The following is a 13573-nucleotide window of genomic DNA, read 5'->3' on the forward strand; positions in this document are numbered from 1 at the left end:
GCCTCAGGCGGTGCGGCCGCCGTCCACCGTGACGATGGACCCGGTCATCCAGCGGCTGGTGTCGGCGAGCAGATAGGCGATCATGTGGGCGATGTCGTCGGGATGGCCGAAGCCCAGCGGCTGCAGCGTGCGCAGATGCTCGTACTGCTCGGCGGTCAGCTTCTGCTTGCCGCGCTCGATCAGCTCGGTCTCGACGATGGAGGGGACGACGCAGTTGACGCGGATGCCGTCGCTCAGCAGCTCCACCGCCAGCCCCTTGGTGGCGGCGATGATGCCGCCCTTGCTGGCGGCATAGACGACGTTGCCCGGCGAGGCCGCCGTCGCAGCGGTGGAGGAGATCAGCGCCATCGCCGCCCGTTCGGCATGGCAGCCCTTCTGCCGCAGCCCGCGGGCGAGCGCGAGCGCGCTGCCCAGGTTGGCCCGCATAACCTCGTCGAAGAAAGCGGCGGAGAAGATGCGGATCGGCCGCAGCGTCTGGATGCCGGCGCAATGCGCGATGCCGTCGAAGGGCGCGTCGTCGGCGCACAGCCCCTTCACCCAGCCCGGCACGGCTTCCAGATCCGACAGGTCGAAGGGGGCGATGGCATGGTCGTCCCCTTCCAGCCGGTCGGCGGTCCCGGCCAGCCGTTCCTCGTCGCGGCCGTTCAGCACCAGCCTTGCGCCGAGCTTCGCCAGCACCACCGCCGTCGCCCGGCCGATCCCGGCCGACGCCCCGGTCACCAGGATGCGGCGGCCGGTCAGGTCCATGGGGTTGTAGGCGGCTGTCATGGCGGGAGAATCCTGGTTGGTGGCGTGTCGGGACGCGGACCATAGCACAGGGGCGACACGCTCCCCGCTGCGGCTTTTTCGATTGAACGGCGGATGGTGCCTGGCCGGAGGTGCCGTCTGCTGCAATTGTCCGCAATCAATCTTCCGGAAACCAATCCGGGGCCACTGTGCGCTATGGTTTGGGCTATGGTGCCGGCCACCGATTTCCGAAGAGGCCCCCGCCGGGCCCTTGAACACGCGAAGGACAGGACTGCCATGAAAGCCATCATCGACGGCATCCGGATCGCCGGCCTGCGCGCGGTGGTGCCGCCCCAGCGCCATTCCTTCGTCGAGGATCCGGGCATGTTCACGGTGGAGGAGATGAAGAAGCTGGCTGCCACCATCGGCGTCCAGGAACGCCGCGTGCTGCCGCCGCCCTATTGCGCGTCCGACCTCTGCCTCGCCGCGGCGGAAGGGCTGATGCAGCAGCTGGACTGGGACCCGGCGACGGTGGAGGTGCTGGTCTTCGTCTCGCAGGATGCCGATTACGTGCTGCCGGCCACCGCCTGCATCATGCAGCACCGGCTGGGGCTGCCGACCAGTGCCGCGGCCTTCGACGTGCCGCTGGGCTGCTCGGGCTATGTCTACGGCCTGTGGATCGCGGCGAAGCTGCTGGGCGGATCGACGGCCAAGCGGGCGCTGGTCCTGTGCGGCGACAACCCGACCCGCTACCTGCACCCCGAAGACCGCGCCACCCTGCCGCTGTTCGGCGATGCCGGATCGGCCACCGCCCTGGAGGTGGATGCCGCTGCTCCGCCCATCCCGGTGGTGATCGGCACCGACGGCGCCGGCGCGCCGCACATCTTCGTCAAGGCCGGCGGCAAGCGCCATTGCCTGATCCCGCCGGTCGGCACCGCCGGCCGGATCGCCGACGAGGAGGAAGCCGCCCAGCTGGAGCGCGACTCCCGCCTGACGCTGAACGGGGCGGAGGTCTTCTCCTTCACGCTCCGCGCCGTGCCGCCGCTGCTGCGCGAGGCGATGGAGCATGCCGGCACCGACGTCGACGGCATCGACCGCTTCGTCCTGCACCAGGCCAACGCCTTCATGCTGGAGCATCTGCGCAAGCGCATCAAGGCGCCGGCCGACCGCTTCGTCATCGACATGCAGGGCTTCGGCAACACCAGCTCCGCCTCCATCCCGCTGGCGATCTGCCACACCATGGGGAAGCCGCTGGCCGCCGGGCCGGTGAAGACGCTGATGGCGGGCTTCGGCGTGGGCTGGTCCTGGGGCGCGATGGTGGCGGAACTGGGGCCGATGCCGGAGCCGCAGGTGGTGGATTTGCCGGAGGGATATCCGGTGCTGGCGGTGTGAGTTATCCGATCCGGTGCCTCTGACATGGTATAAGGATATCGGGAGTAGGCTCTTTTCGGCTCAAACCTCGATGTGGCGTGACCTGCTCCTGGTGACGTCGGCAACGGTGGTGCTGCTCCTCTAGATCAAGGCATCCGTATTCACCTCGCCAGCGTTGAATGGCTATATAGGGCAAAGGCAAGAGTGATGAAGGGCTCATTTATCTCCATGCTGAAGTATATCTCCACCAACCTGGGCCAAGCTTAGCGTTATTGACAACAGATTGGCGAATGTATCAGCATCACCCCCATTACAATCAGGTGCTTGACGACGATGTCTCTCCCCCCTGTGCCGACGACACAAGAACCTCAGTACAAGCGCCTTCTAGAGGTTGAGGCCGAGGCTGGGCGTTCTCGCCTTGGGCTTATGATGAACCAAGCTTGGTACGATGATCCAAAGCGGCTTACGTTCACGTTTGCCCGCTACAAGTTTGTTGCCAAGATGATGGCTGGGTTTGGCGACGTGTTGGAGGTGGGGTGCGGTGACGCGTTTCCCAGCCGGATTGTCCAACAGGAAGTCGAAAGGCTTTCCGTATGCGATTTCGATCCTTTGTTTATCAAGGATATACGAGAGTGTGAGACGGACCGCTGGGCCTTTGCTGACGTCTTTGTCCATGATGTCCTTGCCAGCCCCCCGCCAAGTCGCTTCCAAGGCATCTATGCCCTGGATGTCCTGGAGCATATCCAGCCTAGCAGTCAGCATCGTTTTATTGGAAACCTAGTCCAATCACTGCAAGAACACGGCACCCTCATCATTGGAATGCCTTCGCTTGAAAGCCAAGAGCATGCTTCCGCGCTCAGCAAGGAAGGTCACGTCAATTGCCAGACCTTGCCGCAATTGAAAGATACGATGCAACAGCATTTCCACAACGTATTTATGTTCTGTATGAATGATGAAGTGTTGCACGTAGGCTTCAGCAAGATGGCACAGTATTTGTTCGCGGTCTGTTGCTCTCCCCGTTCGGATCGGAGTGGATTTTCGGCGCTTTGAAGCCGTCTGAGGAATTAAATGGGCATGCACAAAGATTGGCCGATCCACCGACTAAAGACAATAATGGCCGGACAGGACATCAAGGCGGCATTTCAGAAAACGATTCCTGCCTTGAAGTCGGACTATGGTGCTCCCAGAGATGAAGCACTTATAGCGGAATTTCTGCGTGAGCAATTGCCTGCCGGCCGCTATGCGATATACGGTGCCGGCACTTTGGGCGGTTACTTGTTCGGCACTTTATCCGACCGGCCAGGCATCATTATCCAATCCTTTCTGGACAAACGTGCGCTACAGATCAGCAACTTCTGTGGCCGCTCAGTCGTGTTGCCGGATGAGGCCGCAAATCTGGATGTCGATGGGATCATCGTGATGCACCACCATCAGGAGCGCAGCATGATTGCGGCGCTCCGACGTTCCGGTGTTCCCGATGCACGGATCGTTCCCGCTTTCAGCGGGTCGGCTTTCATCCAATGGGCCCTACAGCGACGTCTTCCGCAGATCGACATGTGGCGGCACCAAGGGATCGAGCACCTTGTTGTCACCTGCGCCGATGCACAATGGTCCTTGCTGCGGGATGCTGAACTGGCATCGCATCTCCCGCCCGACCGGACCCTGCACGCCTATTTTGGTCGAAGTGAGCCTGTTCAGCATAAGACACTGGATACGGTTTTCCCGATGATTGACCTGGGCTTGTCCCTGGTCCTGCTTGATGCGTTGGTTTCTGCTCTCTCGCCCCGCACCCTCTATGTCAAAGTATCGGCACATTACGGTGGCCAGTTTCTGGGAGCATACCTCAAAGCACGCTTTCCAGACTGTTTGGTCATACAGGAAATGTACGACCAAGCTCTGATGCTGACGGATGAGAAGCTGCGAGTCGGATACGACTACGACGCAAATGACATTGCAAGAATTCGGATCGCCGAACTGGCATCCATGCAAATCTGCGATCTGGTCATTACCAAGAACGGCGGCCATCTTTGGGATGAGGCATGCCGGGATTTGCAGGCACCTCAGGCGATTTATTTCCCACGAATCGAAGAACTCCCGCCGCAAGGAAATCAGACCGCTCCCGGCGCTCTCCTTGGCGTCGTTTTTGCCGGCACGTTGCCCCGTCTGGCGACGGGGAGCCAAGGAAGCGATCATCCGGACATGCGGTATGTGGAAATGGTGCAGCGGATAGAACTGACCGGAAGAGTGTTCATCGATTTGTACAACGCGGCGCATCGGTTTCCTGGGCACGATGCGTTCTTTGCCCCGTATCGAGAGGTGTTCGGGCCGGACGGGTATATTCGCTATCACTCAGGACTGCCCTTCGATGCGATGAAGCGGCACCTCTCCTCATTCCATTTTGGCTGGCACGTCATGCACAACGGCGATCCCGCCTTTGTGGAGCCCGTGTCGCGGGTGGGAATTGGCAACAAATTTACGACCTACCTGAATTGCGGACTCCCGATTCTGATCGACCCTGATTTCGAATATATGGCCGACCTTGTCAGTTCCTACGATGCGGGTCTGGTGGTTGGATCGACGGACTTGGATGATTTGGAAGATACTCTGCTCAAAGCCGATCACGCGGCCCTGCTCCGGGGGGTACAGCGACTGACTGACATGATGCGGAGCCGCAACAGCACGACCCATGCCCTCCTGATGGAACGGCTCAACCCCTCGTAGAACACACGAGCACAAGCGGGCTCGTCTGACCTTTCCGGAACTGCCGGCCCGCACATTACCGGTCGGCTGGGAGCATATCGGCCTGTCAGGCGATTCCCCGTGGGAGCGAGCTGCATCCGTTCCAGCCGGGCGACGGCCAGGGCCGTCACGCAGCCGGCGGTTCAAGGATCAGGCGCGTGATGTAGCGCATCCAGTCATCGGCGGGAAGATCGGGCAAGCGGCGGGACCAGGGCACGCGCTGGTAGCCCTCGCGCAGCCGGTGCTCTTCGTTGGCGTTGCGGAACAGGCCGTACCGGGCGACGAACAGCAGGCGGGGACGATCGATGGGCGGCATTCCGCGGTGCAGGCCGTAGTTGTCGCCCAGAAAGCCAACCCCCGCCGGCCCGACGATCGTCGCCATCAACGGCGCGAAGGTGTCGAGATATTCCGTGTTGCGTTCCGGAATGCCGTTCAGCCCATCGAAATAGCTCATAGCGTTCCGGCCTGTCGGAAATAGGCCGCGGGCGGTTTCGGCGAAGCGATCGAGGTCATGGGAGCCACGGACATACTGGTGCGGCCCGCTTCCCAGCCCGACATCGGTCAGATAGACGAACAGGCTGACGAAACGGAAATCGTCGCTGTCCCGGTGAAAGTTCTGCGGAAACGGCTGCGGTTCGGAAACGCTGGGGAAAGACCACCAGGCGCTCAGCATCGTCAGGGTCGGTGTGGCGTTCATATACGCCTCGGCCACCGACAGGATGGTCGGGCTGAGTGCCAGTTCCAGCAGATGCGGCAGTTCGACGACATCCTGCATTCGGTAGCCGCCCAGCCGCCGCTGCTCGGCCCCTGCACCGACATAGCGCGGGATGCCATCCCCCTGGTAGGCGATTTCCCGATCATAGCACGGCAGGGCGCGGGCGGCGGCGACAGTGGCCGCGATGTCATCCGGCTGCAGTAGAACGCCCAGAGGGACAAAACCCTCCGAACCCAGAACAGGGGCCAGGGCGGCGGTGGTGCGCGTCGCCTGACCAGGCATGCGCGGGATCCGGATGTTCAGGGCATTAGCCAGATGTGAGCCCACAGCCTTCCGGACGTGCGCGTCGCTGACCAGATCCGTGTTCCGCGTGAAGAAATCTAGGATCACGTCGGATTCGCAAGTATCGAGAAAAGCTTGGGTCATGGCCGTTTCCTGTCTGAGCATTCCGGCGGAGGTCGAGCGATGTTCTGAGAGCCTGTTTGAAAACGTCCATCATATTCCGACCGCTGGATTCCCGCCTTCACGGGAGTGACGATGGAAACGCGTCAAGTGTTGGTCGACGGGATTTTCAAACAGGCTCTGAGCCTTTCCTAACGGACATCAATTTTGCGCACTCCCCAACAGAGGCATAAAGAAATCTTGGAAGTAACTTTCAATGTTTGACTGCCCACCATCCAATTGCATCGCCCAATGGTAAGCTTCATAAAATGCATATTTATCCATATTGTTTATATTAACGATTGAATCTTCTAGATGCGGAAGTTTTTCCGTAAAAGAGTTCACTGAATAATTTTCTTGGTTTTGCCAGTCTATCCATGGTGCTACGACCTCACAAATTTCCTTGAAACGCAAAGAAATATCGTCATACGAAATACGTATGTATCGATCTCCGCGATTTCTCAGACCGTTTATGTAAATGTCATTCAAAACAAGGCTGGCCAAGATATTCTTTGCTTTGTTTCCATCAATGTCGATCGGCTGGGGGGTGAATTCATGGTTGGATAATGCATGCACTGCTTGGGCAGTGACTTGAGCTGTTCCAGGGTTGGCATTCGATAAATTGACCTTGTGTACATATCCCCGACCAAATCCCGACTTGAATATACTCCAGTAATCTCTGACGATATGTATTACGAAGACATCCTGTGGCACGCTTCCGATGAAATCGGCAAGATCCATCTTGAAAAAATCAAGAAGTTTCTCCTGATTGGACGGCCTTCGGCCCGTCAACCAGGGATCCATCGTAATCTTGCTCCCCACCGCCTTCCCTCGACATCCTTCCGCGGCAAGGACATCGTGACAGGTGTGATCAGGACCTGTAAATTTCCGATGGATAGGATGAAGATGGTAATCGGGGCGCCACTTGAACTCATAATCAGCAAACACGCCCGGAATCTGTGCGAGTGACGTCAACATCCATGTTGATCCGCAGCGACCGTTCGATACCACAAGAAATTTCACATGCATTTAAATGTTCCTGCGGATAAGTGTCTTGTGAGGACTGCCAAAGGTCCGGGACTATTCTTCTCGAACCAGCGGGGAAAAGCCGGGGACGATATCAGCCGTTGTGCCGTCCATGCACAAGTCCGCAGGCCGTCAGGGCGTCGTGCAGGATTGTCGCAGCACGCGGATATGCGTGGATATGCTGTTGAAATCTTACAGAGCCGTACTGTTCGAGCACCGCTGCCACCATGGCGTTCCCGGCTGCCCGATCGCCGGCATGCACCAGGATCAGCCCTTTCCAGAACAGCAGATAGGCGCTGGGATCGGGCTGGAGACCGATCATCCAATCGAGGGTGGTCATTGCGCGGCGCGCATCTCCGGCGACCAGTGCCTGAAGCGCACAGAACACAGTGATGCCAACGTCTTGGACGCCGCTCACGGCGGCGGCCGCCTCATTCGCTTGGTCGTCCCTACCCAAAGCCTGCGCCACGATGCCCAGCGCCAGCCGAAGGGCCGGTTCGGCAGGGTTCTTCGTGATGGCGGCGGTGGCGATGGCCTCGGCCTCGCCAATCCGCCCGATCGACAGCAGGGCGATGGCGGCGCTGGCCTTCTCGGCCGGAGACGAGGTGCGTTCCGCAACCGCATGCAGGTGCCTGCCCGCTTCATCGAAGCGCCCGAGAAAGATCAAGCTGCGGGCCGTCTGCAATCGGATATGCAGGTTTTCCGGATCGTGCTCCAGAAGTGCCAGGTAGATCGATGCCGGCACCGAAAGGTCGCGTTGCTGATGGAAGACGGAATCCGCCAGTGCTTTTAGGAAGGTGCGCGCCGAATGATCGTCGGCCGCTAGGGGAATGAGGGATTCGGCGAGTTCGGGAAGCCGGCTGTAGAGCGCCGTCGCATGCTGAAGGCGCGGAACCTGCACCACCAGCGCCGCCAGATCCGGCCGCTGCTCCAGGGGCATGCGCGCCGCCATCCGCGTCAGCAGAAGGCAGACCTCTAGCAGGGTATCCGGCGCGACGTCCGAAACTGCCCCCAACTGGCGGGCCAGATCGGCCAGAGCTTCGGCGCTGGCGTCCACGCAGGGAAGGGCGGAGAAGTCGCGCGACAGCGCCTGCAATATTGCCGCGTCCTGATCGACCTCCATCTTTGCCTGGACCTGGAAGGTTAGGCGCCGGAACGTCAGCGCCGACTCCTCGTCCCCTGCCTCCAAGGACTGGGCCAGGACCAGTGCCCGGTCGAACTGCGCCAGCACGGTGGCGGGCGAAAGCGCCGGCGTGGCCGCGTAGACCCGGCACAGCCCCGAACGGCCGCGCAACTCCGAGCGTGGATCGCGGACAGCAGCCGCGGCCAGAAGACGTTGCGCTTCCTGCAGGTCGCCGGCATCGGCCTGCGCATCGGCCAGGGCTATTTCCATCTCGTCCCTGTAAGCAGCGAGGCCGAGGCCGCGCCGCAGGAGCGCGGCGGCCTGGGCCGGGTCCCCCTGATGATGAACGGCTATCCCCATGTTGAGAAAATAGTTGGCAAACGTCATGTCTTGGATGTTGCGGCGCCATGCCTCGATCCGCTCGGGAGTGAGGGCGGGGGTATCCGGAACAGCCATGGGAGATTCCTTCAGCCTGAGATATACGGTGACCAGAGCCTGGCGGCACAAACTGCGGTGGGCATTCCAAGTCCGTTTCTGCGAAAGTGGAATTCGGAAAGTCCGCTCAGCCGCGGGGAATGCAACCGATGTTCGTCACGCCTTCGGCGCTGATCACCCGGCCCCGCGGTTGGGGACCGTCCAGGCGACGCGTCAAGGTGGAGGCGTCCTCGTCGGCGGAGGTCAGGCGGTCTCCCTGCCCGTCAGGGGCGAAGATGGAGACGTCGATGGGCGCCTCACGCCATAGCCCCTTGATGTCGCTGCGCAGCCGGATGAGGTGATAATTGGGGCGCAGCTTTTCGAACATCTCCCGGTAGCCGTCATCCCACCAGGTTTCGGGAAACTCGAAGACAAGGTGGGGACGGTGACGCCCGATCGTTTCCAGCGCACCGTCTATGGCGTGCGGCTCATGTCCCTCGACGTCCAGCTTTATGAAGTCGGGAACGATTTTCCTCTCCTCGCAGAAGGCGTCGATGGTGGTGCATTCGACCGTCGCCTCCTGTCCTTCGAATCCCGGAACCGCCTCGACCGAACTGCTGGAGCCCTCCGGCGTGCGCTGGTCCACATGGAATTTCACCATCCCCTTGCGGTCGCTGATTGCCAGAGGAAGACGTTCGATCTGCTTGTACCCGGCCAGATTCGCCCGCCAGATGTCCTGGATCAGGGGATTGGGTTCAAAGGCAAACACACGATCGGCACGGCCGGCGAAAAATGCGGCAAATACCCCGATGTTGCTCCCGACATCCAGGGCCGTCGCGCCCCGGCGCAAAAAGCGCTCGGCGAAGCGGCGGACCTCGATATCCGGCCGGTACTGGAAGATTTGCAGGATCGGCCAGAGATTCCAGACCCCCGTCACGCCAAGCCGCGAGAGATTTGCGGAGATCTCGACATGGGCCTGGGAGCACACCAGGATCTGGTTTCCTTCCCGATGAAGGGCAAGGTACTCGTTAAGGGAGTGACAGTGCAGCCCCTCGACCTCCCCCGACAGTTTGCTGTCGATGAAGCCGGCGACGCGGGTGAAACCGCTGAGAGCCAGCCGCTGCCGGATGGCGCGGCCGAAAACGCTGCACCCGTAGATGAAGAGCGGCGCGTCCGACGGCAGCGCTTCGAGAGAAGTCAGTATGGTCATGGCGGTCTCCTGGCTTTCCGTTTGTGGCCCGGCGCCGCACCGGCTCAGGCGGTTTTGATCGCCATGCGGCCGGTATAGTCGGTTCGGTTCATCAATGGCAACACGCCCTGTTCGGCGAAATATTCGTCGACCGCCTTTCGCGCGCCTTTCAGATGGCCGTAATCGTCGACGATCAGGACGCCGTGCATCGACAGCCGGGGATAAAGGTGGACCATCTCGTGTCTGGTCGAGGTGTACCAATCGGTGTCCAGGCGCAGCAGCGCGATCTCTTCCGGGGCGGCGGCCGGCAGGGTGTCTTCGACCATGCCTTTGACGAAGCGGAACCGCTCTGGCGGATAGCCGGTCGAGGTCATGTTCGCCGTCACATCCTCCAGGGTTGCGCGGCCCCAGGTCGAATGGCCGTCCACCAGATGTTCAGCCCAGATCTGTTCGTGCCCCTTGCCCCACAGGTCGAGGTCAACCATGTCGTCCGGTTTCGGCAGGCCTTCAAAGGTGTCGAACAGCGCCAGTTCCCGGTCGGCTGCCCCCAGATGCAGCAACGTGCAGGCGGCGACCATCATGCTGCCGCCGCGCCATGTGCCGCATTCAACGATGGTTCCGGGAATGCGGTTGAATACGATGTATTCCACTGCCTTATAGACGGCGAACATACGTTCCGGAGTGGTCATGGTATAATGACGGCAGCGCTCATAAATCGGCAGGAAATCCGGGTCCATGTCCAGCATACCGGCTTTCAAATGGCACTTTTGTGATTCTTGCTGCCAATCGACGCTTCCCATGGGCGGGTAGTGGCTGGGGATTTCCAACATGCTTGATCTCCGGAATAAAATGGGAATCTGGATTTGCGTCCATCGCAAAAACGGGAGGCGGAATTCTCAGTCGTAGCGCGCAGCACCCCATTCATAGGGCACGTCGCATTTGGCGCATAGGGGCAGATGGGAAATATCGCCGTCGAGAAAAGCTTTCACCAGCGCCTGGAACTTCTCTGTGCGCCGGAGAGCGCCGAGCGTCGTCGTCGTCGCATCGCCCAGGTCCAACTCGCCGTTGGAATCCAGGCAGCCGCAGGCGGTTGCACGACCGTCAATGTAAACGCCGGGCGAACTCATGAGCACCGGGCACAGCGCCGGACGGGAGGATTTCAGCGTCTTATGGGAATGCAGGGCAGCGTTGGAGCGATACTCTCCGGCTTCGACCACACCGCCGAAATTGTGAGGAACCGCGATGTTGACCTTGTCCTCCGGCACGCCGAGTGAAGCGATGTAGGCCTTGGTGCGGCTGACGAACTCCTCGCGGGAGTAAAGCCCCATCACGCTGTCGGCGTAAACGCCGTGGACTGAAAACAGGGTGGGCGAGCCTGTTTCCGTCAAATGGCGGTGGATTGCCGCCAGATTGCGGGACACCTGCTCGAAACGAGCGCCCGCATAGATCGTCTCATAGCTGCGCCGGTCGAACCCCGCGAACGAGAACTGCAGGTGATAGAACGGGATGGACGCCAGCCGGGCGATGCGCTCCTCGGTGAAGGGAGTACCGTTCGTGGACGCCTGAACCTGAAAGCCGCGGCGGACCGCTTCCTCCAGCAAGTCGAAAATCCGGGGGTGCAGGAAGGGCTCCCCCTGGGCGGACGCGAAGATCAGTTTGCGTACACCGTCCCGGTCGCATTGATCCAGCGTCGAGCGGAAGACGGCGTCGGACATGAAGCCCTGATTGGACTGCCATGCCGCAAAGCCGCACATGGTGCAGCGCAAATTGCATCTGCGGGCGACCTGGACGTAGACCTGTGGCGGGATGCCGTCGCGGCTGGCGAATTCCGCCAGAATGCGGGCGTTCTGGGTGTCGATGTCCAACGAGACGTCCAGCAGATGGCGCTGGACGGACAACTCGTCGGAATCGGCGCGCACGGATGCCAGTTGATGATCGACCGACTTGTCCAAGTCCCTGTTCCCCTTCGGCTTGCTCGGCGCGCGCTCTCTGGTCAATGATCCCGGCCCATCCGTTAAGCTTGGGTGAATTTCCCCTTTCGCCGCCGGTTGGCATAGTCCTGGGCCTGGGCGATGAAGGTCAGAAAGCGATGGACATGAGTGGCGATGTTGAACGACGGCGCGGCCTCGTCCATCTGGGCCCACATCGTTTCCCAATCCTGCCGGCGCAGGATTTCCCCCAGGAATTCGGCTTGGGAGAAATCGAAGGGGATGGCGCAGCCCTTTGGAAACAGTCCGGCGACTTCATGGAGGATGCTGTTGTGGATCACCGGCAACCCGGCAGCCCCGAACGCCATCGCGCGGGACGGAACGGTCGCGCGGCAGAACATCCCGTACAGATCGCGACCCGTGGGCGTCCGGATCGTGGCCACGATATCATCGAAGACCCGCAGATTGGCGACGCACCATCCGGCGTGGTACTGCGAGATCTCCTGCACCAGCGCCGCCTGATCGATGTTCTGCGGGTGCAGGAACAAATGCCGGGCTTCCTCTTCCGGCAGGTTGCTCCGGAAGACGTTACTGTCGGGCGATCCGGTATAGTAATGCAGGTCGATTCCCTGCTGTAGCAGGGTCCGCACCGTATCGCGCAGGTCGGTGCCGGGGTCGGAAACCTCGTTGGCGATGGGGCTGACCAGGGCGAGGGAGAGATTCTTGGTCCGCGGCGGACGGGGTTTTTTCGGCGGCAGATTGTAGCGCAGAAAGGCGATCGACGGGCTGTCGGCACCGGCGGCGCGCATAATGAAATCGGCCATGTATTCCGATGTGCAACCGAAATGAACACCGTCTGCCCGGCGAATCGCCGCGGCGTAGGTGCGTAGTGCCCGCTCCTCGAATTCATAGTCAAGATTGGCCGGCTTGATCGGATCGTAAAGGCACAGGATACGCGGCCCTTCGATCATTTCCAGCAGGGCGGCGGTGTAGGCGTAATGCCAAGTGGCCCGCTCGAAACTCCAGGATGCATGAAGAAAGCCGTCGTTGAGCAGCCACCACGGGCAATCCTTCAGCGCCCGCCCCAGATACAGCCCCTGCACCAGATTGACTGGATAGATCGCGGCAGCCCCCAGGGCGCGGATGTCCATCAGGCGGTGCCCCAGGCCGGCGTTCTCCTTGAACCGGGATAGAACCACCACGTCGTAGCCGGCATCCCGCAAGGCTTGCAGGGTCGAGATGTAAGGCGGGGTGAAGCGATGGCACAGAATAATGAATGGATTGCGCAAGGAGCGGATTTCCTGTTCCGTATCCTGCGCAGACTTCAGAGATGCTTCGTTCGTTACCGCGACGTCTTCCAGAACATCATAGAAATTGACGGTCTTCTCTTTGGGAAGTTGGTTGGTAAAAAGCGCGCGGATGCGCTGGTCGACGGTTCCGATAAGGATACCGTCGAAATCATCCAGAGATTCTTGCGCCTCGTCCAGGCTGATTACCGGGGCGCAGTTGGAGATCCGCTTGCCGACCTTGTAGTTGTCGCATAGGACGACTTCGTCGAATTGGCTTTCAAACAGTACAATCAGCGGCTCCAGATATCCGGGAACGGGGGCGATCAGCAGACGTTTAACTGGATGCCCTATTGCGCCCTCCACCAGGCTGCGCAAATTCCCGGCGTTGGACAGCAGCAAATAGATCGCCCACAGGTCCAGGGAATCCGGTTCGGTCATCCGGATGACCTGCTTGGCCTGCATATTGCTGTCGTCCGGCGACAAGCCGGCTTCGTTCAGCAGAGCGGCCAGCCGGGCCTGGAACTCGTCGCGCAGGCCACGGGCCTGAGACGCGAGCGACTCGTTGTCATGCATGTGGGTTTCTCCGTCCGCTCTGGTCGGCGGGTTCTGGAA

11 protein-coding genes are annotated in these 13573 nt (G+C 60.7%); 3 read left to right on the forward strand and 8 right to left on the reverse strand.

Annotated features, from left to right (window positions below; translation table 11 throughout):
- Positions 1–3: 3 nt before the first annotated feature.
- Complete coding sequence (locus J2Y49_RS24610) at positions 4–768, reverse strand: SDR family NAD(P)-dependent oxidoreductase (protein ID WP_310117667.1); 765 nt, start codon at positions 766–768, stop codon at positions 4–6.
- Positions 769–1023: 255 nt separating this feature from the next.
- On the opposite strand from J2Y49_RS24610, the gene J2Y49_RS24615 reads away from it, so the two are divergent.
- The 3 genes from J2Y49_RS24615 (at position 1024) to J2Y49_RS24625 (ending at position 4818) form a co-directional block, all read left to right on the forward strand.
- The gene (locus tag J2Y49_RS24615) at positions 1024–2118 is read left to right on the forward strand and encodes a ketoacyl-ACP synthase III (RefSeq protein ID WP_310117669.1); all 1095 of its coding nucleotides are present in this window, start codon (positions 1024–1026) and stop codon (positions 2116–2118) included.
- A 312-nt stretch (positions 2119–2430) separates the two neighbouring features.
- Complete coding sequence (locus J2Y49_RS24620; protein WP_310117671.1) at positions 2431–3147, forward strand: class I SAM-dependent methyltransferase; 717 nt, start codon at positions 2431–2433, stop codon at positions 3145–3147.
- 18 nt (positions 3148–3165) lie between these two features.
- The gene (locus J2Y49_RS24625) at positions 3166–4818 is read left to right on the forward strand and encodes a hypothetical protein (protein ID WP_310117673.1); all 1653 of its coding nucleotides are present in this window, start codon (positions 3166–3168) and stop codon (positions 4816–4818) included.
- 145 nt (positions 4819–4963) lie between these two features.
- On the opposite strand, the gene J2Y49_RS24630 is transcribed toward J2Y49_RS24625, so the two are convergent.
- The 7 genes from J2Y49_RS24630 to J2Y49_RS24660 all read right to left on the reverse strand — a co-directional run bounded on the left by J2Y49_RS24630 (position 4964) and on the right by J2Y49_RS24660 (position 13534).
- Positions 4964–5977, reverse strand: a complete 1014-nt coding sequence (locus tag J2Y49_RS24630) for a phytanoyl-CoA dioxygenase family protein (RefSeq protein ID WP_310117675.1) — start codon at positions 5975–5977, stop codon at positions 4964–4966.
- 177 nt (positions 5978–6154) lie between these two features.
- Complete coding sequence (locus tag J2Y49_RS24635; RefSeq protein WP_310117677.1) at positions 6155–6970, reverse strand: hypothetical protein; 816 nt, start codon at positions 6968–6970, stop codon at positions 6155–6157.
- Between the two features lie 142 nt (positions 6971–7112).
- Complete coding sequence (locus tag J2Y49_RS24640) at positions 7113–8597, reverse strand: hypothetical protein (RefSeq protein ID WP_310117679.1); 1485 nt, start codon at positions 8595–8597, stop codon at positions 7113–7115.
- A 106-nt stretch (positions 8598–8703) separates the two neighbouring features.
- Positions 8704–9765, reverse strand: a complete 1062-nt coding sequence (locus tag J2Y49_RS24645) for an FkbM family methyltransferase (protein ID WP_310117680.1) — start codon at positions 9763–9765, stop codon at positions 8704–8706.
- 44 nt (positions 9766–9809) lie between these two features.
- Positions 9810–10574 carry a TylF/MycF/NovP-related O-methyltransferase gene (locus J2Y49_RS24650; RefSeq protein ID WP_310117682.1) on the reverse strand — a complete coding sequence of 255 codons (765 nt, stop codon included), beginning with the start codon at positions 10572–10574 and terminating at the stop codon, positions 9810–9812.
- A gap of 66 nt (positions 10575–10640) precedes the next feature.
- The gene (locus tag J2Y49_RS24655) at positions 10641–11696 is read right to left on the reverse strand and encodes a radical SAM protein (protein WP_310117684.1); all 1056 of its coding nucleotides are present in this window, start codon (positions 11694–11696) and stop codon (positions 10641–10643) included.
- 62 nt (positions 11697–11758) lie between these two features.
- Positions 11759–13534, reverse strand: a complete 1776-nt coding sequence (locus J2Y49_RS24660; RefSeq protein ID WP_310117687.1) for a hypothetical protein — start codon at positions 13532–13534, stop codon at positions 11759–11761.
- Positions 13535–13573 lie beyond the last annotated feature (39 nt).

Source organism: Azospirillum sp. BE72 (assembly GCF_031455875.1).
Taxonomy (GTDB): Bacteria; Pseudomonadota; Alphaproteobacteria; order Azospirillales; family Azospirillaceae; genus Azospirillum.